The organism is Variovorax sp. AB1(2024) (genome assembly GCF_037482385.2).
Classification (GTDB): Bacteria; Pseudomonadota; Gammaproteobacteria; order Burkholderiales; family Burkholderiaceae_C; genus Variovorax.
In genome coordinates, this window is sequence record NZ_JBBHKP020000001.1 from 738513 (window position 1) to 755316 (window position 16804).

The window sequence follows — 16804 nt, forward strand, 5'->3', positions numbered from 1 at the left end:
GGTTGGTTGGTTGTTACGCCCGGGAACCTGCCCGGAGCGAGAGAACTTCCGCAGCATCTGTGCCACCCTCCAAACCAGCCTTCTGTCGACCGAACGCGTCACCTTTGTTTACCAACGTGTAACACGATGCGACACATTTTGTGTCCAGATGCTTCTTGCATGACAAATATGTCAACCGGCAAGGTCTGCCGATGCATCAGAAAGTCAACACTCCATCTGCCTTCAACCACCGGATATCCCGGTGCGCCACCCCCGCCACCTGATGCTCTCCCAGCGCCTCGATCTGGCTCATGATCTCGTCGGTTTCCGCCGGCTTGGTATGCGTGATGTAGATCGGAAACTGCTTCGCCGGGTCGATCCGCGCCAGTTCGCCTGCCAGCATCACCGGTGACAAATGCAAGCTGCGCTCGGCCAGCGCCTGCTCCCTGTTGCTGAAGGCCGTCTCTATCACCAGCATCGCCACATCCAGCGCGTTCACCCGGTCCCAGAACGGCGGGTTGCGTTCGGTGTCACCGCTGAAGACCCAGTTCGCCCCGCCGGAAGCCCGCCGCACGGCAAAGCCGCAGGCCGGCACGGTGTGCACGGCCGGCAGCACCTCGATCGACTTGGGCGCACAGCTGCCCAGCTGCAGCATCTGCCCCACCTCGATGTCGTGAAAGCTCACGAACGGCGCTTCAGGGCTGGGAATGCTCTCGAAGTCGGGCCAGATGACGTTGTTGAATACGTGAGCGCGCAGCGCTTCGATGGTGGCGCGCAGCGCATGCACGCGCAGCGGTCTGGAGCGGCGGCTGCCGATGGCGTCGAGCATCAGGGGCAGGGCGGCGATGTGGTCGAGGTGGCAGTGCGTCAGAACCACGTCGTCGATGGCGGCCATTTCTTCGAGCGAGAGGTCGCCCACGCCGGTGCCCGCATCGACGAGCAGGTCGGTGTCGACCAGGAACGAGGTGGTGCGGCAGTCTTTGGCAATGGCGCCTGAGCAACCCAGCACACGAACCTGCATTGTGAAAGACCCCTTGTGTGTGTCTGTCGTCATTTGGTTTCGAACCGGGTTGCGCCGTCCCAGTTCGGATCCTGGGGTCGCAACGCCATGGAGGCTAAACGCTGGGCGTAGAGCTGGTAAAGGACTTTTTTGGCATCCGCGGCGAGCAAGGGGGCCAGCAAGTTCCGGCCCATGGCCCAGTCCTGGCGGCGGTAGGCGGCGAGCACGGCGCCCCAGCGCTCGAGCATCGGCTGGGCCTGTTTTTCGGCTTCGGGCGTGCGCTCGGCCAGGGGGGTGAACACGGCCACGGCCTGCGCCTTGCCCTTGACGCGCACGCTGTCGAGCTCCTGCCAGACGTAGCCGGGCGCCAGTTCCTGGGTGGCGCCGCTGGCGACGATCTCCACCCCGTAGTGGCCGCTCAGGCCTTCGAGGCGCGACGCGAGATTGACCGCGTCGCCGACGACGGTGTAGCTGCGCCGCGCGGCCGAGCCCATGTCGCCCACGCTCATGACGCCGCTGTTGATGCCGATGCCCACGCTGATCTCCGGGCGGCCGCCGGCGCGGTTGGCGCTGTTGATGTCGCGCACGGCGTCGGCCATGCCGAGCGCGGCGCGCACGGCCAATGCGGCGTGGTCGGGCGCGTCGATGGGCGCGCCCCAGAAGGCCATGACGCAGTCGCCCATGTATTTGTCGACGGTGCCGCGGTGCGCGCTGATCACGTCGGTGAGCCGGCTGAACACGGTGTTGAGGAAGGCCTGGAGCTGCGCCGGGGTCATTTGCTCCGACAGGCGGGTGAAGTCGCGCATGTCGCAGAACATCACGGTCATCTGCTTGCTTTCGGCGCGCATGCTGTAGCGGTCCGGCTGGACCAGCATTTCGTCGACCAGCTGCGGCGGAACATAGGTGCCGAAGAGCCGAACGAGCCCGCGCCGCGCGCGAGATTCGACGAAGTAGCCCCAGCTCATGCTGAGCACGAAAGCCAGCATGGTCATGGCAAGGGCCGATGCCAGCGGCAGCACGAGGCCGTACCCCACGAAGAGCCAGGAATTGAGCCCGACCAGCCCGGCGATGGTTGCCGCGACCAGCAGCACCGCGCGCGGCGCCGACAGCAGCGACAGGCCGAAGGCCAGCAGCAGCCCCGTCACCAGCACGCTCAGCACTTCGTAGCCCGGCGCATAGTCCGGCACGCTGAACAGCCGCTGGTCGAGCAGGCCGGAGACGACGTTGGCGTGCACTTCCACGCCCGGGAACGCGGCTTCGACGGGGGTGGCGCGCAGGTCCTGCAGGCCCGGCGCGGTGGCGCCGACGAGCACGATCTTTCCTTTCAGCTCGCCGGGGCCGAGGCGTCCTTCGAGCACGTCGGCGGCCGGGATGTAGCGGAACGATCCGCCGCCAGCGCCGCCCGGGCCACGAAACGGCACCTCCATGCTGGCGGTCTGGTCGACCGGCACGCGCAACTGGCCGATCCGCAGCGATTCGAGCCGCGGCACGGCGCCGCCGGAGGCAAAGGCCGGACGCACGGGCGGCAAGCCGTTCGCCAGCCGGTAGACCGCGAGCGCGAGCGACTCGTAGTAGCCGGGCTGGGCCTGGTCGCCTTGATAGCGGGCAATGAGGGGCACGCTGCGGATCACGCCGTCGCCCTGTGCGCCGACCAGTGTGTTCAGGAAGCCCGCGGTGGGTGCGGCCTTGGCGAGCGCCGGCAGGCTGGCGCCGAAGCCGTTCCAGCTGGAAGCGTAGATGCCGCCTGCGGGAAACGCGTCGACCGGCAGCAGGGGCGCGTCGGGCAATTGCCCCTTGGTGCTCGGCTTGCCGGTCCGCGTGAAGTAGTAGCCGAGCGCCACCGGCCGGCCTTCCAGCGACTTGGCGAGGGTGGCGTCGTGGTCCAGCGCGGGGGCGAGCCGCTCGATCTCGGCAGCGAGCCCCTGCATGCCGCGAAGGGGGCCGGCTGCCATTGCCCGCAACCTCTCGAGGCCGGAACTCCGGTCGGGCTCGAGGAACATGACGTCGAAACCCAGCACAGCCGCCTGCTGGCGGTCCAGCAGCTCGGTGGTGAGGCCGGCGATCTTGTCGCGCGCCCAGGGCCACTGCCCCTGGCGCGCGAGGCTGGCGTCGTCGACATCGACGATCACCACGCGCGGGTCGAGCGTGCGCGGCATGGTCGCGCGCAGGCGGATGTCGTAGATCAGGCGGTCGAGGCGCTCGAGCGCGCTGAGCGGCCAGGCGCCGGTGGCGTGCGCCAGCGCCAGCAGCACCGGCAGCAGGCTGATCACGATGCGCGGCCAGTGCCGCCGCAGCACGCTCACGGCGCGCCGTCCGTGCGGTTCACGCCGCCACGAAACCTGGGGGGAAAGGAATCAGACCCGCACGAACTGCATGCGCGCGGTGCCGCCAAGCTCGAGCACGTCGCGCTCCTGCAGGGCGACTGCCTCGGTGCCCAGTTGCAGGCCGTTGAGCGTGACGTTGCCTTCGACGCCCGCCGCCACGTAGCCTTGCCGCCGGCGCGTGACGACGGCCACGGCCACACCGGGCTTGCCGATGGTGGTGACGACCTTTTGCAGCGCGACGTCCTGGCCTTCGTTGGGGCCGGCCAGCACCCGCAGCACGGGAATGCCAAGCTCGACGAGCGCGCCCGATTCCGTGGGCGCCGAAGACAGCGGCGTGGCCGGCGAATATTCGCCCACGGGATTGCGCACGGAACCGGGGCCGACGGCCAGGTTGCTGCGGGCACGGAAATGGATGCGGCAACCTCCGACCTCGATGACGTCGTTGTCCTTGAGCGCCTGCTTCTGGATGGCGAGCGCATTGACGTAGGTGCCGTTGGTGCTGTTGAGATCTTCAATTTCGACGTCACCATCGCTCATGTGCAGCACGGCGTGCTCGCCGCTGACTGCCAGGTTGTCGATCACGATGTCGTTGTAGGCGCGACGTCCCAGCGTCGTGCGTTCCTTGGCGAGCGCCACTTGCCCGATGACAACGCCATCGACCGAAATGATCATCTTCGGCATTGCCGACTCCCCGATTGCAAAGCTTGAATGACTGCAAGCGCAGCGGTGGGGTACCGCTGGGGCCTGCTACTTGGCTGCGCGAGGCGCTTGCGCAACGCCTGCTCTTGCCAGAACAACCGAAATATTGTCCCTGCCGCCATTCTCGTTGGCAATTGCAACCAAAAGCGAAGCTTTTTTCTGAAGCCCGACATCGTGTTCTAGAAGCGTGAAAAGCTGCTCATCGGAAATCATCTCGCTCAGTCCGTCGGAGCAAAGCATATAGAGATCGCCCGGCCTTGCGCTGTGCTCATGCATTTCCAGCAGGACCTGGGCCTCCACGCCGACCGCCCGGGTCACGAGATTGCGGGTTGGCGAATTGAGCGCCTCCTCGGGGGTGATGGCACCCGCGTCGAGCTGCTGCTGGCGCAGCGAATGGTCACGCGTGAGCAGTTCGAGCTTGTTGTTGCGCACCCGGTAGCAGCGCGAATCTCCGATGTGCCCGACCACCACGCGCTGCGGCCGGAAGGCCGCCAGCACGAGCGTCGTTCCCATGCCCTGCAGTTCGGGGTTGGTGGTGCCGGCTTGCAGGATGGCGCTGTTGGCCTCGTCGGTGGCGGCCTGCAGCGCACGCCGCACCACCCGGGCCGGCGCCTGCATGCCGGCCTGGGCGAACCAGCGGCCGAAGCTGGCGTGCAGCAGCGAGACAGCCATGGCGCTCGCCACCTCGCCGCCCTTGTAACCGCCCATGCCATCGGCCAGCAGGGCCAGCCCCAGCGCGGAGTCCACATGTACGGCGTCTTCGTTGTGGGCGCGCAGCCTGCCGACATCGGTCAGTGCTGCGAACTCCCAAGTCAGCGGTGGACGGGTGGAGAACAGGGAGACGCCGACACTCGCCATGGTTTGTCAGCGCAGACTTCGCGAAATCAGTGAGCAGCGGCGTGCGCGCGCCGTTGCATCAAGCGGCCCGCGGCCACGACAAACACCGCACCGGCCGCAGCCGCTGCATAGTGCAACCAGGGATTGGCCGCCAGCACGTCGCGCAGCGCGACGTCGCTCACGATGGTCTCGCCGCCGACCCAGCCGATCAGCGCGGCGCCCAGCATGACGATGATCGGGAAGCGTTCCATGAGCTTGATCATGAGGGTACTGCCGAAAATCACCAACGGAATGCTGATGGCCAGGCCCAGGATCAGCAGGACCATGCTGCCCTGAGCGGCGGCCGCGACGGCAATCACGTTGTCCAGGCTCATCACCAGGTCGGCCAGGAGGATGGTGCGCACGGCCGCCATCATGCTGCCGTATTCCTTGGACTCGCCGTCGTCCTCGTCGTCCTCGCTGAGCAGCTGCATGCCGATCCACAGCAGCAGCATGCCGCCGATGATCTGCAGGTAAGGCAGCGCCAGCAGCTTGGCCGCCACCACCGTCAGCACGATGCGCAGCACAACGGCCGCTCCCGAACCGAACAGGACGGCCTTTTTCTGCTGCGCGGGCGGCAACGAGCGCGCCGCCATCGCAATCACCACCGCGTTGTCGCCCGACAAGATGATGTTGATCCAGACGATCTTGAGCAGACCTAACCAGAAGTCCGTGCTTTGAAGAATTTCCATGTCTCTGATCCCACTGTGTTTTATTGAAAAAAGCGCCCGCAATCCAGTGCGGGCGCTTTTTAATTTCTGCGTGGTCCTCGCATGACCCGGCTCTGCGGCCGGTGTCTAGGGGCCGTTTCTTACAGCTTGGCCTTGAGCAGCTTGGCCAGTTCCGAGAAGTTGCGCGTCACGGTGAAGCCGCATTCTTCCATGATGGAGAGCTTGGCATCGGCCGTGTCGGCGCCGCCGGAGATCAGCGCGCCGGCGTGGCCCATGCGCTTGCCGGGAGGGGCGGTGACACCGGCGATGAAGCCGACGACCGGCTTCTTCATGTTGTCCTTGCACCAGCGGGCTGCGTCAGCCTCGTCCGGGCCGCCGATTTCGCCGATCATGATGACCGCGTCGGTGTCCGGATCGTCGTTGAAAGCCTTCATCACGTCGATGTGCTTCAGGCCGTTGATCGGGTCGCCGCCGATGCCGACTGCCGACGATTGGCCCAGGCCGATTTCCGTCAGTTGAGCCACGGCTTCGTACGTCAGCGTGCCCGAGCGCGAGACCACGCCGATGCGGCCCTTGCGGTGGATGTGGCCGGGCATGATGCCGATCTTGATTTCGTCGGGCGTGATCAGGCCGGGGCAGTTCGGGCCCAGCAGCAGCGTCTTCTTGCCGCCAGCCGCTTCCTTGGCCTTCATCTTGTTGCGCACTTCGAGCATGTCGCGGACCGGAATGCCTTCGGTGATGCAGATCGCCAGGTCCAGGTCGGCTTCGACGGCCTCCCAGATGGCGGCCGCGGCGCCTGCCGGCGGCACGTAGATCACCGACACGGTGGCGCCGGTCTGCGTGGCGGCTTCCTTGACCGAGCCGAAGATCGGGATGTTGAAGATCGACTCGCCGGCCTTCTTCGGGTTCACGCCGGCCACGAAGGCGTTCTTGCCGTTCGCGTATTCCTGGCACTTTTCAGTGTGGAACTGACCGGTCTTGCCGGTGATGCCTTGCGTGATGACTTTGGTGTCTTTGTTGATGTAGATCGACATGACTTGTTCCTTAGGCCTTCTTGACTGCTGCCACGACCTTCTGGGCCGCTTCCGCCATGGTGTCGGCGCTGATGATCGGCAGGCCCGAATCGGCCAGCAGCTTCTTGCCTTCGACTTCGTTGGTGCCCTTCATGCGCACGACCAGCGGCACTTGCAGGTTCACGGCCTTGCAGGCCGCGATCACGCCGGTGGCGATGGTGTCGCACTTCATGATGCCGCCGAAGATGTTCACGAGGATGGCTTCCACGTTCTTGTTCTTCAGCATGATCTTGAAGGCTTCGGTGACCTTCTCGGGGGTGGCGCCGCCGCCCACGTCCAGGAAGTTGGCCGGCTCGCCGCCGAACAGCTTGATGGTGTCCATGGTGGCCATGGCCAGGCCGGCACCGTTCACCAGGCAGCCGATGTTGCCGTCCAGCGAGATGTAGGCGAGGTCGAACTTCGAGGCTTCGACTTCGGCCGCGTCTTCTTCGTCGAGGTCGCGCAGGGCCACGATTTCGGGGTGGCGGAACAGCGCGTTGCTGTCGAAGTTGAACTTGGCGTCCAGGGCGACGATGTTGCCCTTGCTGTCACGGTTGAGCGGGTTGATCTCGACCAGCGAGGCGTCCGTCTCCATGTAGCAGGTGTAGAGCTTCTTGAAGATGTCCACGGCTTGCGCGGTGGAGTCGGCCGGAATGCCGATGCCGTCGGCGATCTGCTTGGCCTGTTCGTCGGTCAGGCCCAGGGCCGGGTCCGCGAACACGGTGATGATCTTCTCGGGCGAGGAGTGGGCCACTTCCTCGATGTCCATGCCGCCTTCGCTCGAAGCGATGAACGCCACCTTCTGGGTGGCGCGGTCGGTCACTGCCGAGACGTAGTATTCCTTCTGGATGTCGGCGCCGTCTTCGATGTAGAGGCGGCGGACCTTCTGGCCTTCGGGGCCGGTCTGGTGCGTCTTGAGCTGCATGCCGAGGATCTCGCCGGCGAGCTTCTTGACGTCTTCGATGGTCTTGGCGACCTTGACGCCACCGCCCTTGCCGCGGCCACCCGCGTGGATCTGGGCCTTGACGACCCACACCGGGCCTCCAAGTTTCTGGGCGGCTTCCACCGCCTCCTGGACCGTATAGGCCGGGATGCCGCGCGGCACCGGCACGCCGAACTTGGCAAGGATTTCCTTGCCTTGGTACTCGTGAATCTTCATGAGGGATGTCTCTCGGAAGGAGGAGGTTGAGAACGGGAGATCTGGGGTGAGAGTGTTTCTGCTCTGTTGCTCGCGGGCGACGGCAGCCTGACGGCTGGGGGCGGCGAACAACCGCGGACTGTATCATGGTGCGCCGCACCAATACTGTACGTGGGGTTGCGGTCAATACGTACTTTCTTCTAGCTACCCCGGGCAAACTCCATCATGGCCAAGGTTTTCATCGACGGCGAAGCCGGTACCACCGGCCTGCAAATCCGCGAACGGCTCCAGACGATGCCGCAGGTCGAACTCGTGAGCATCGCTCCGGAACTGCGAAAAGACGCCAATGCCAAGCGGGACCTGATGGCGGCTGTCGACCTGGTGGTGCTGTGCCTGCACGACGACGCGGCGCGCGAATCGGTTGCGCTGATCGACCAGCTGCCGGGCAGGAAGCCCAAGATCATCGACGCCTCCACGGCGCACCGCATCGCTCCCGGCTGGGTGTTCGGCTTTCCCGAACTCACCGAAGGCCACTGGCAGGCCGTGGCGAAGGCCGATCGCGTCGGCAACCCCGGCTGCTACGCCACCGGCGCCATCGCGATGGTGCGCCCCCTGGTGGACGCTGGCCTGCTGCCCGCCGATTTCCCGATTTCGCTGCCCTCCGTGAGCGGCTACTCGGGCGGCGGCCGGACCATGATCGAGGCCTACGAAAAGGGCGAGGCCCCGCTGTTCGAGATCTACGCGCTGGGCCTGAAGCACAAGCACATCCCCGAAATCATGACCTACACCGGCCTCACCCGCAGGCCGGTGTTCATCCCGTCGGTGGGCAATTTCAAGCAGGGCATGCTGGTGCAGCTGCCGCTGCACCTCGACCTGCTGCCCGGCAAGCCGAAGGCCGGCGACCTGCAGGACGCCCTGGCTGCGCACTATGCCCGGAGCAACACGCCCGAGCAGTTCGTGAAGGTGCTGCCGCCCACGGAAGACGGCAAGCTCGAAGCGCTGGCGCTCAACGACACCAACAACCTCGAGATCCGCGTGTTCCCGAATGAAGATCACCGCCACGCCGTGGTGATCGCGCGCCTGGACAACCTCGGCAAGGGCGCCAGCGGCGCCGCGGTGCAGAACCTGAAGCTGATGCTGGCGCTCTGAGCGCCAGCCGCGCGCTCGTCAGTTCACCAGCCATAGCCCCACGCCCAACAGCGCCGCGTGCGCGCCCAGCGCGATGTAAAGCGGCTTGCGCGAGGGCGTCGCCATGTCCTGCAGCGTCTCGTTGATGCGGCGCGTGAGCAGAGCGCGCAGCGCGGGGTCTTCGCCCGCGGCAGGGGCGCCATGCTCGGCGCGGCTCTGCTGCCATTCGGCCAGCATCTCGCTCATCGGCAGGCGGTTCAGCACGAAGGCCACCACCGAGCGCACCGCCCTGCCCTCGCCCAGCACCGGCGCGAGCTGCTTGCTCAAGGCATCGACCGACAGCCAGTCGGCCGCGCGATGCAGGACGCCCTGCGTGCGCGGCATCGCCTCGATGCGGCCGGCGATGCCGCCGGCCAGCCGCTGCGACACGGCCTCCCCGCGCGCCGCGACCAGATGCTGCATCGCACGCGCGCGCCCCTGGTGCACGCCCAGCATCACGTAGACGACCACGAACAGCAGCAGCAACAGCGCCACCAGCAGCGGCGGCGAGGTGACGAGCGCCACCAGCGCGCCGACGCCGCCCGCACGCGCGGCCACGTTGCCCGGCCCCTGCAGCTGGCTCAGATAGAAGAAGAAAACGCCGCCGCCCAGCACGACGCCGAGCAGGCCGCCCTTGATGACGGACCCGGCAAAGGACAGGCCGGCCTTGGCGCCGGTGCGCACCAGAGACTGCTGGCCGACGGGATCAGATGACATGGAAGGCTCCTCCGTAGTTTTGCCACGGATGATGCCACCGCCCCACCCTGCCTTGCCCTCGCGCTACTCGTTGTCGTTGTAGCCGCTGGCCCCCATCAGCGCCGACAGCCGCCCGGCGATGTTGCCCACGATGCCGCGCACCTGCACCGCGTCAGGTGCGGACTTCTGGTCGATGCGCTCGATGTACGGCACGTTGATCGACGCGATGACATGGTCGGCCGCCCCCATCACCGGGAACGCGATGTTGGTGATGCCGCGGGTCTGCTTGCTCGGCATGGCCGAGTAGCCGCGCTCTCGCACGTCCTGCAGGATGGCGAAGAGCTCCCCCGGGTCCATCTCCAGCTCGCCTTCCACGCCGATGTGGGCGCGCAGCATGCGGGCGCGGTCGATCTCGTCGCGGAACGCCAGCAGCACGTGGCCCGAGGAGGTGTCCGTGAGCCCCATCACCACGCCCACCTTGAGCCCGAAGGACCAGCGCTCCGGGCTCTCGACCTGCGCGATGACCACCACGCGCCCGCCCTGGTACATGGCCAGGTGGCACGACTGGCGCGAGCGGTTGGCCAGTTCGCGCAGCAGCGGCAGCGCCACGCTCACCAGGCTCTTGAGCGGCTGCTGGCGATGCGCCAGCTCGAACATGCGCAGCGTGAGCGTGTAGCGGTCGTTCTCGTCGACCTGCACGAAGCCGCGCCGCTGCAGGGTCACCGCCATGCGGAAGATCTCGCTGACCTTGCGCCCGACCTTCTGCGCCAGCTCGTTGAGCGTGTAGCCGGAGACGCTGTCGGCCAGCGCCTCCAGGATGTCCAGCCCCTTCTCCAGGGCCGGCGCGGCGTAGCGCAGCGCGCCCTCGCCTTCCGGCGCGGCCTCTTCGTGGCCTTCCCGGCCCTGTTGCTCTTGCGGCGCTGGTGCTGCTTGCTTCATCGTTCCCCGTTCAGTTCGACCATCCACCGTCGATCATATGGATGGCGCCGGTCGTGAAGCCCGACTCGTCGGAAGCCAGGTACACCACCAGCGCGGCGATTTCCTCGGGCTTGCCGACGCGCCCCAGCGGCTGGCGCGCCACGAAGGCGGCGCGCACCGCGGCCTCGTCGGTGCCGGCCTGCTGGGCCTGCGCCGAGATCCGGTCGCGCAGCGAGGGCGACTCCACCGTGCCCGGGCAGATCGCGTTGCAGCGCACGCCCTGCTGGATGAAATCAGCCGCCACCGCCTTGGTCAGCCCGATGACAGCGGCCTTCGAGGCGCCGTACACGAACCGGTTGGGCACGCCCTTCACGCTCGACGCGGCCGAGGCCATGTTGATGATCGAGCCGCCGCGCTCCAGCATCGCCGGCAGGAAGGCGCGGATGGTGCGGTACATGGACTTCGCGTTGAGGTCCATGCTGAAGTCCCAGTCGGCCTCCTCGCAGGCCAGGATGTTGCCGCTGTGCACGAAGCCGGCGCAGTTGAAGAGCACGTCCAGCCGCCCCGTGGCCTGCGCGAAGGCCTGCACCGCGGCGTTGTCGCGCACGTTGAGCGTGGCGGTCTTCAGCCCCGCCAGCCCTTCTTCGCGGGCCAGCGCGGCGAGTTCGGCCAGCGCGGCTTCGTCCACGTCGGTGGCCCACACCGTGCCGCCCTCGCGCGCCAGCGCCAACGCGCTGGCCCGGCCTATGCCCTTGCCGGCGGCGGTGACGAGGATGTTCTTTCCCTGAACGCGAGAAGTCATTGGCGGTGTCCTTTGAGTGATGGTTGCGGCACAAGTGAAATACAAATTTCACTGATGAAATCAAATATACGCGACAGGCAAGCCTTCAAGCCTCCTCAAAAACCCGAGCCGGCTCGCCGATTCATTGGTAAATACCCTCGAATAGGCGCAAACCCCAGCGTCAGGCGAGTACCCCGCTGCTAACCTCATTAATGAAATTTAGTTTTACCTAAGAAAACGAGACATATTCATGGCCCACGCTTCCGATGCCCCGGCTACTTCGCTGCTTCCGCGCCTGCAGGCCTGCTACACGGGCATCCTCCACGACGTGATGCGCGCCGCGGGCCTGCGCGACTTCACGCTGCCGCCCACGCTGCGCCCGCTGATCGCCGGCCAGAAGCTCTGCGGCCCGGCCTTCACGGTGAACGGCCGCGTCGACCCCACGGCCGATCCCCACGAGACGCTGATGGCCTGGACCGGGTTTCTCTCGCGCGCCAAGCCGGGCCACATTGCCGTGATCCAGCCCAACGACTCGACCGTCTCTCACATGGGCGAGCTCTCGGCCGAGACGCTGGGCCGCAAGGGCGTGCTGGGCGTGATCGCCGACGGCGGCGTGCGCGACGCCGAATTCATCCTGCAGCAGGGCTTCCAGGTGTGGCACCGCTACTTCACGCCGCGCGACATCGTCGGCTACTGGCTGCCCGACGCGATGGACGTGCCGGTGCGCATCGGTGACGTCACGGTGAACCCCGGCGACCTGCTGCTGGCCGACACCGACGGCGTGATCTGCCTGCCGCTCGCGCAGGCCGACGCCGTCATCACCGAGGCCGAGCACATGATGGGCCGCGAGAACCTCGTGCGCACCGCCATCCTCGCGGGCACCGACCCGCAAGAGGCCTACCTCAAGTACCGCAAGTTCTGAGCGACGGATGCCGACCCCGCAATCCATCGACGCCCGGCTGGTGCTGCTCTCGCCCGGCGACAACTGCCTGATCGCCTGCACCCATCTCGCCGCCGGCACCGCCGTGCAGCTCGAGGGCGGCACCGCCGTGCTGGCCAGGGACATCGGCCTGGGCCACAAGCTCGCGCGCCATGCCATCGCCGCCGGAGAGAAGGTGCTGAAGTACGGCGCCGTCATCGGCAGCCTGCACGCGCCGGTCGCGGCGGGCGAGCACATCCACACGCACAACCTCGACAGCGACTACACGCCGACCTACACGCTGGACGAGGGCAAGACCTTCGTCGGCCACGCCTGAGGCGCCCTCCCCGCATGAACGCTCCCGAATTCCAGATCCGCGGCTTCCCGCGCGCCGACGGCCGCAAGGGCATCCGCAACGTCGTGGTCGTGGCCTACCTGGTCGAATGCGCGCATCACGTGGCGCGCGAGATCACGCTCGACTTCCGCCAGCAGGACGGCGAGTCCGAAGTGCATCTCGTCGGCTTCCCCGGCTGCTATCCGAACGAGTACGCCGAACGCATGATGCAGGCGATTGCCACGCACCCCAACGTGGGTGCGGCGCTGCTGATATCGCTGGGCTGCGAGAGCATGAACAAGCGCAAGCTGGAAGAAGCGGTCGCCGCCTCGGGCCGGCCGGTGCACACGCTCACGATCCAGCAGGAGGGCGGCACGCGCAGCACCATCCGCGAAGGCACGCAGTGGGTGCAGTGGGCGCTGGCCGAACTGGCGCAGCAGCAACGCGTGCCCATGGACCTGAGCGAGCTCGTGGTGGGCACCATCTGCGGCGGCTCCGACGGCACCAGCGGCATTACCGCCAACCCGGCCGTGGGCCGCGCCTTCGACCTGCTGATCGCGCGGGACGCGCGCTGCATCTTCGAGGAAACCGGCGAGCTGATCGGCTGCGAGTTCCACATGCAGCGGCGCGCCGCCACGCCGGAACTCGGCCAGGCCATCGTCGAATGCGTGAACAAGGCCGCGCGCTACTACAGCACCATGGGCCACGGCAGCTTCGCGCCGGGCAACGCCGACGGCGGGCTCTCGACCATCGAGGAGAAATCGCTGGGTGCGTACGCCAAGAGCGGCGCCTCGCCGATCAACGGCATCGTCAAGCCCGGCGATGTACCACCGCAGGGCGGCCTCTACCTGCTGGACGTGGTGCCCGACGGCGAGCCGCGCTTCGGCTTTCCGAACATCAGCGACAACGCCGAGATCGTCGAGCTCATCGCCTGCGGCGCACACGTCATTCTTTTCACCACGGGGCGCGGCTCGGTGGTGGGTTCGGCGGTGTCGCCGGTCATCAAGGTCTGCGCGAACCCCGACACCTACCGCCGGCTGCACGAGGACATGGACGTCGATGCCGGCCGCATCCTCGAAGGGCGCGGCACGCTGCAGGAAGTGGGCGAGGAGATCTTCGACGCGGTGCGCCGCGTGGCCGATGGCGCCGCCACCAAGTCCGAAGCGCTGGGGCACCGCGAATTCATCCTGACCTACAAGGCCTTCGAGCCGCTCGGGCCTTCGTGCCTGCCGCTTGCGCGCGCCGCGTAGCCGCGCCTTTTCCTTCCTGTCTTTTTCTTCAATGGACTTACGGAGCCCGACGCATTGAACTACCAGTTCGACTTCATGCCCGTGCTCGAGCAGTGGCCGCTGCTGCTCGAAGGCGCGTGGACGACCGTGCAGCTGTCCTTCCTGGCCACCGTGCTGGGCTTCGCGCTGGGCACCGTCTGCGCGCTGGGCCGCAACAGCCGGCACGGCTGGCTGCGCGGGCTGACCGGCGGCTACGTGGAGGCGATCCGCAACACGCCGCTGCTGATCCAGAGCTATTTCTTGATCTTCGGCCTGTCGAGCGCGGGCGTGACGATGCCGATCATGGTGGGCGCGGTGCTGGCGCTGGTGGTGAACATCGGCGCGTACAGCTGCGAGATCATCCGCGCGGGCATCGAGTCGATCCACAAGGGCCAGCTCGAGGCGGCCGAGTGCCTGGGGCTTTCGAAGCCGCAGGTGTTCTGGCACGTGATCCTGCGCCCGGCGGTGGAGCGCGTGTACCCGGCGCTCGCCAGCCAGTTCGTGCTGCTGATGCTGGCCTCCAGCATCATGTCGTCGATCGGCGCGGAAGAGCTCTTCGGAGTGGCCAACCGCATCCAGTCGGACACCTTCCGCAACTTCGAGATCTTCATCGTGCTGTGGGTGGTGTACCTGGCGCTGTCGTACGCCATGCGCCTGGGTTTCTGGCTGCTCGGCATGATCGTGTTCCCGCGCCGGCGCAAGCTCGGCACGCCGCTGTGAAGAAGAGGCCCGCGCCATGACATTCATGCCGGCCGAGCACTTCGGCTTTCTCCTGATGGGCGCGTGGGGCACGCTGCAGCTCTCGGCGCTCGCATTCATCGGCGGCGGGCTCATCGGGCTCGCGGTGGCGCTGGCGCGCGTGTCGCCGGTGAAGGCGGTGCGCGTGGCGGCCGCGGGCTACATCCAGGTGATCCAGGGCACGCCGTTGCTGGTGCTGATGGGCGTGTGCTTCTTCGGGCCCAACATCGCGGGCATCGGCTCCGTGCCCGCGCTGGCGGCGGCAGCGCTGGCCATCACCGTGTACGCCAGCGCCTTCCTCGGCGAAATCTGGCGCGGCTGCATCCAGGCCGTGCCGCGCAGCCAGTGGGAAGCAGCCGAATGCCTGGCGCTCACGCGCATCGAGCGCATGCGACGCGTGATCCTGCCGCAGGCGCTGCGCATCGCGACGCCGCCCACGGTGGGCTTCCTGGTGCAGATCATCAAGAACACGTCGATCGCGTCGCTGGTGGTCGGCTATGCCGAGCTTTCCTACAACGCCAAGGTGCTGAACAACTCGACCTTCCAGCCCTTCCTGTACTTCGGGTGCGCGGTGGTTCTGTATTTCATTCTTTGCTACCCGCTCTCGCGATGGAGTCGCGCCCTTGAAAGGAAGCTCAATGCAGCCCGTGGTTGAACTCAACGACGTCCACAAGCACTTCGGCAAGCTGCATGTGCTCAAGGGCGTGTCGTTCTCGGTCCAGCGCGGGCAGGTGGTGGCGATCATCGGCCAGAGCGGCTCGGGCAAGAGCACGGCGCTGCGCTGCATCGACCGGCTGGAGACCATCGACAGCGGCACCATCCGGTGCTGCGGCCACGCGGTGCACGACCCCGCCCTGAACCTGCGCGCGCTGCGCAAGGACGTGGGGATCGTGTTCCAGAGCTACAACCTGTTCCCGCACCTCACGGTGAAGCAGAACATCACGCTCGCGCCGCAGTCGGTGAAGAAGATGAGCGGCTCGGAAGCCGGCGCCATCGCCATGGAAGTGCTCGAGCGCGTGGGCCTGGCCGAGAAGGCCGATGCCTACCCCGAGCAGCTCTCCGGCGGCCAGCAGCAGCGCGTGGCCATCGCGCGCTCGCTCGCGATGAAGCCGCAGCTCATGCTGTTCGACGAAGTCACTTCCGCGCTCGACCCGCAGCTCACCGGCGAAGTGCTCAAGGTGATGGAGAAGCTCGCCTCCGAAGGCATGACCATGATCCTCGTCACGCACGAGATGGCCTTCGCGCGCGGCGTGGCCGACAAGGTCATCTACATGCACCAGGGGCTGGTGTGGGAGGAGGGCGACGCCAGCATCCTCGGCAATCCGCAGACGCCGGAGCTGCGCCAGTTCATCGGCACCGGACTTTGAGCCGCGCGCCACCGAAACCCGCTTTCATCAACAACTCCAGGAGACCATCGATGACCCGCTCTTTCCTCGCCCGGCGCCGCGGCGCACTGCTTTCCGCGCTCGCACTGGCACTGCCGCTCGCCTTCGCCGGCGGCGCGGCGCATGCCGACCAGCTCGACACCATCATGGCCGCCAAGAAGATCCGCGTGGCCATCGACCTGGCCGTGCCGCCCTACGGCCTGAAGGACGAGAAGCTCAACGCCACCGGCTCCGACGTCGAAACCGCGCGCCTGCTGGCCAAGAGCCTGGGCCTCGAACTGGAGATCGTGCCGACCACCGGCGCCAACCGCATTCCCTTCCTGCAGACCGACAAGGCGGACATCGTGATCTCCAGCATGTCGGTCACGCCCGAGCGCGAGAAGGTGGTCGACTTCTCGGTGCCCTACGCCGCCATCCTGGCCGTGGTGGGCGCGCCCAAGAGCATGAACATCACGGGCCCGGCGGACCTCGCGGGCAAGAAAGTGATCGCCACGCGCGGCACCACCAACGACCAGGAAGTGACGAAGATCCTGCCGGCCGGCGCGCAGATCGTTCGCTTCGACGACGACGCCACCTCCATCACCGCCGTGGTGAGCGGTCAGGCCGACATCTTCGCCACCGCGCCGCCGCTGCTGAAGACCATCAACGACAAGAACCCGGCCAAGCAGATGGAGCCCAAGTTCACCATGAAGGTCAACATGATGGCCATCGGCATGCGCAAGAACGAACCGCGCCTGAAGGCCAGGCTCGACGAGTTCGTGAAGGCGCAGCTCAAGAGCGGCGAGCTCAACACCATCTACAAGAAGTTCCACGGCGCCGACCTGCCGGCCGACGTGACGCGCAACGCAGGCTGATCGCG

At 66.8% G+C, this 16804-nt stretch carries 18 protein-coding genes; 8 read left to right on the top strand and 10 right to left on the bottom strand.

All coding sequences use genetic code 11. The annotated features are described in order from the left end of the window. Nucleotides 1–196: 196 nt before the first annotated feature. From WIX39_RS03600 to sucC, 7 genes are all read right to left on the bottom strand, one after another. Nucleotides 197–1000 carry a 3',5'-cyclic-nucleotide phosphodiesterase gene (locus tag WIX39_RS03600; protein WP_409194528.1) on the bottom strand — a complete coding sequence of 268 codons (804 nt, stop codon included), beginning with the start codon at nucleotides 998–1000 and terminating at the stop codon, nucleotides 197–199. A gap of 29 nt (nucleotides 1001–1029) precedes the next feature. After that, the gene (locus WIX39_RS03605) at nucleotides 1030–3282 is read right to left on the bottom strand and encodes a CHASE2 domain-containing protein (protein ID WP_409194529.1); all 2253 of its coding nucleotides are present in this window, start codon (nucleotides 3280–3282) and stop codon (nucleotides 1030–1032) included. Nucleotides 3283–3333: 51 nt separating this feature from the next. Continuing rightward, nucleotides 3334–3984: an FHA domain-containing protein gene (locus tag WIX39_RS03610; protein WP_081268722.1), complete on the bottom strand. Its 651-nt coding sequence runs from the start codon at nucleotides 3982–3984 to the stop codon at nucleotides 3334–3336. A gap of 66 nt (nucleotides 3985–4050) precedes the next feature. Continuing rightward, the gene (locus WIX39_RS03615) at nucleotides 4051–4860 is read right to left on the bottom strand and encodes a Stp1/IreP family PP2C-type Ser/Thr phosphatase (RefSeq protein WP_081268721.1); all 810 of its coding nucleotides are present in this window, start codon (nucleotides 4858–4860) and stop codon (nucleotides 4051–4053) included. A 26-nt stretch (nucleotides 4861–4886) separates the two neighbouring features. Then, entirely contained in the window at nucleotides 4887–5570 is a 684-nt protein-coding gene (locus tag WIX39_RS03620; protein ID WP_081268720.1) for a TerC family protein, read from the bottom strand. A 119-nt stretch (nucleotides 5571–5689) separates the two neighbouring features. Then, complete coding sequence (gene sucD / locus WIX39_RS03625) at nucleotides 5690–6583, bottom strand: succinate--CoA ligase subunit alpha (RefSeq protein ID WP_081268719.1); 894 nt, start codon at nucleotides 6581–6583, stop codon at nucleotides 5690–5692. A gap of 10 nt (nucleotides 6584–6593) precedes the next feature. Then, nucleotides 6594–7760: an ADP-forming succinate--CoA ligase subunit beta gene (sucC, locus tag WIX39_RS03630; RefSeq protein ID WP_081268718.1), complete on the bottom strand. Its 1167-nt coding sequence runs from the start codon at nucleotides 7758–7760 to the stop codon at nucleotides 6594–6596. 204 nt (nucleotides 7761–7964) lie between these two features. Here sucC and argC point away from each other — a divergent pair, with 204 nt between their 5' ends. Further along, nucleotides 7965–8888: an N-acetyl-gamma-glutamyl-phosphate reductase gene (argC, locus tag WIX39_RS03635; protein WP_081268717.1), complete on the top strand. Its 924-nt coding sequence runs from the start codon at nucleotides 7965–7967 to the stop codon at nucleotides 8886–8888. Between the two features lie 18 nt (nucleotides 8889–8906). Here argC and WIX39_RS03640 read toward each other — a convergent pair whose 3' ends face one another. The 3 genes from WIX39_RS03640 to WIX39_RS03650 form a co-directional block, all read right to left on the bottom strand. Beyond that, nucleotides 8907–9623: a hypothetical protein gene (locus WIX39_RS03640; protein WP_285413910.1), complete on the bottom strand. Its 717-nt coding sequence runs from the start codon at nucleotides 9621–9623 to the stop codon at nucleotides 8907–8909. Between the two features lie 63 nt (nucleotides 9624–9686). Continuing rightward, nucleotides 9687–10541, bottom strand: a complete 855-nt coding sequence (locus WIX39_RS03645) for an IclR family transcriptional regulator (protein ID WP_081268715.1) — start codon at nucleotides 10539–10541, stop codon at nucleotides 9687–9689. 10 nt (nucleotides 10542–10551) lie between these two features. Further along, on the bottom strand, nucleotides 10552–11322 hold the full coding sequence (locus tag WIX39_RS03650; RefSeq protein WP_409194530.1) for an SDR family oxidoreductase: 771 nt from the start codon (nucleotides 11320–11322) through the stop codon (nucleotides 10552–10554). 229 nt (nucleotides 11323–11551) lie between these two features. Between WIX39_RS03650 and WIX39_RS03655 the strand changes: the two genes are divergently transcribed. The 7 genes from WIX39_RS03655 to WIX39_RS03685 are packed head-to-tail and all read left to right on the top strand — an operon-like array spanning nucleotide 11552 to nucleotide 16799. Continuing rightward, on the top strand, nucleotides 11552–12223 hold the full coding sequence (locus tag WIX39_RS03655) for an RraA family protein (protein ID WP_409194531.1): 672 nt from the start codon (nucleotides 11552–11554) through the stop codon (nucleotides 12221–12223). A gap of 7 nt (nucleotides 12224–12230) precedes the next feature. Next, nucleotides 12231–12557 carry a UxaA family hydrolase gene (locus WIX39_RS03660; RefSeq protein WP_081268712.1) on the top strand — a complete coding sequence of 109 codons (327 nt, stop codon included), beginning with the start codon at nucleotides 12231–12233 and terminating at the stop codon, nucleotides 12555–12557. Nucleotides 12558–12571: 14 nt separating this feature from the next. Continuing rightward, nucleotides 12572–13804 (top strand): UxaA family hydrolase, encoded by a 1233-nt coding sequence (locus WIX39_RS03665; RefSeq protein ID WP_409194532.1) that lies wholly within the window; start codon nucleotides 12572–12574, stop codon nucleotides 13802–13804. Nucleotides 13805–13858: 54 nt separating this feature from the next. After that, nucleotides 13859–14542 carry an amino acid ABC transporter permease gene (locus WIX39_RS03670; protein ID WP_409194533.1) on the top strand — a complete coding sequence of 228 codons (684 nt, stop codon included), beginning with the start codon at nucleotides 13859–13861 and terminating at the stop codon, nucleotides 14540–14542. A gap of 25 nt (nucleotides 14543–14567) precedes the next feature. Continuing rightward, nucleotides 14568–15215: an amino acid ABC transporter permease gene (locus WIX39_RS03675; protein ID WP_081268815.1), complete on the top strand. Its 648-nt coding sequence runs from the start codon at nucleotides 14568–14570 to the stop codon at nucleotides 15213–15215. Next, the gene (locus tag WIX39_RS03680; protein ID WP_081268709.1) at nucleotides 15199–15927 is read left to right on the top strand and encodes an amino acid ABC transporter ATP-binding protein; all 729 of its coding nucleotides are present in this window, start codon (nucleotides 15199–15201) and stop codon (nucleotides 15925–15927) included. The genes WIX39_RS03675 and WIX39_RS03680 overlap by 17 nt, the downstream gene beginning before the upstream one ends. A 50-nt stretch (nucleotides 15928–15977) precedes the next feature. Next, complete coding sequence (locus WIX39_RS03685) at nucleotides 15978–16799, top strand: transporter substrate-binding domain-containing protein (protein ID WP_081268708.1); 822 nt, start codon at nucleotides 15978–15980, stop codon at nucleotides 16797–16799. Nucleotides 16800–16804: the final 5 nt, after the last annotated feature.

Coding starts and splice junctions, on each gene's coding strand:
- WIX39_RS03600 (WP_409194528.1), bottom strand. CDS start 1,000: ATGCAGGTTCGTGTGCTGGGTTGCTCAGGCGCCATTGCCAAAGACTGC.
- WIX39_RS03610 (WP_081268722.1), bottom strand. CDS start 3,984: ATGCCGAAGATGATCATTTCGGTCGATGGCGTTGTCATCGGGCAAGTG.
- WIX39_RS03615 (WP_081268721.1), bottom strand. CDS start 4,860: ATGGCGAGTGTCGGCGTCTCCCTGTTCTCCACCCGTCCACCGCTGACT.
- WIX39_RS03620 (WP_081268720.1), bottom strand. CDS start 5,570: ATGGAAATTCTTCAAAGCACGGACTTCTGGTTAGGTCTGCTCAAGATC.
- sucD (WP_081268719.1), bottom strand. CDS start 6,583: ATGTCGATCTACATCAACAAAGACACCAAAGTCATCACGCAAGGCATC.
- sucC (WP_081268718.1), bottom strand. CDS start 7,760: ATGAAGATTCACGAGTACCAAGGCAAGGAAATCCTTGCCAAGTTCGGC.
- argC (WP_081268717.1), top strand. CDS start 7,965: ATGGCCAAGGTTTTCATCGACGGCGAAGCCGGTACCACCGGCCTGCAA.
- WIX39_RS03640 (WP_285413910.1), bottom strand. CDS start 9,623: ATGTCATCTGATCCCGTCGGCCAGCAGTCTCTGGTGCGCACCGGCGCC.
- WIX39_RS03645 (WP_081268715.1), bottom strand. CDS start 10,541: ATGAAGCAAGCAGCACCAGCGCCGCAAGAGCAACAGGGCCGGGAAGGC.
- WIX39_RS03650 (WP_409194530.1), bottom strand. CDS start 11,322: ATGACTTCTCGCGTTCAGGGAAAGAACATCCTCGTCACCGCCGCCGGC.
- WIX39_RS03655 (WP_409194531.1), top strand. CDS start 11,552: ATGGCCCACGCTTCCGATGCCCCGGCTACTTCGCTGCTTCCGCGCCTG.
- WIX39_RS03660 (WP_081268712.1), top strand. CDS start 12,231: ATGCCGACCCCGCAATCCATCGACGCCCGGCTGGTGCTGCTCTCGCCC.
- WIX39_RS03665 (WP_409194532.1), top strand. CDS start 12,572: ATGAACGCTCCCGAATTCCAGATCCGCGGCTTCCCGCGCGCCGACGGC.
- WIX39_RS03675 (WP_081268815.1), top strand. CDS start 14,568: ATGCCGGCCGAGCACTTCGGCTTTCTCCTGATGGGCGCGTGGGGCACG.
- WIX39_RS03680 (WP_081268709.1), top strand. CDS start 15,199: ATGCAGCCCGTGGTTGAACTCAACGACGTCCACAAGCACTTCGGCAAG.
- WIX39_RS03685 (WP_081268708.1), top strand. CDS start 15,978: ATGACCCGCTCTTTCCTCGCCCGGCGCCGCGGCGCACTGCTTTCCGCG.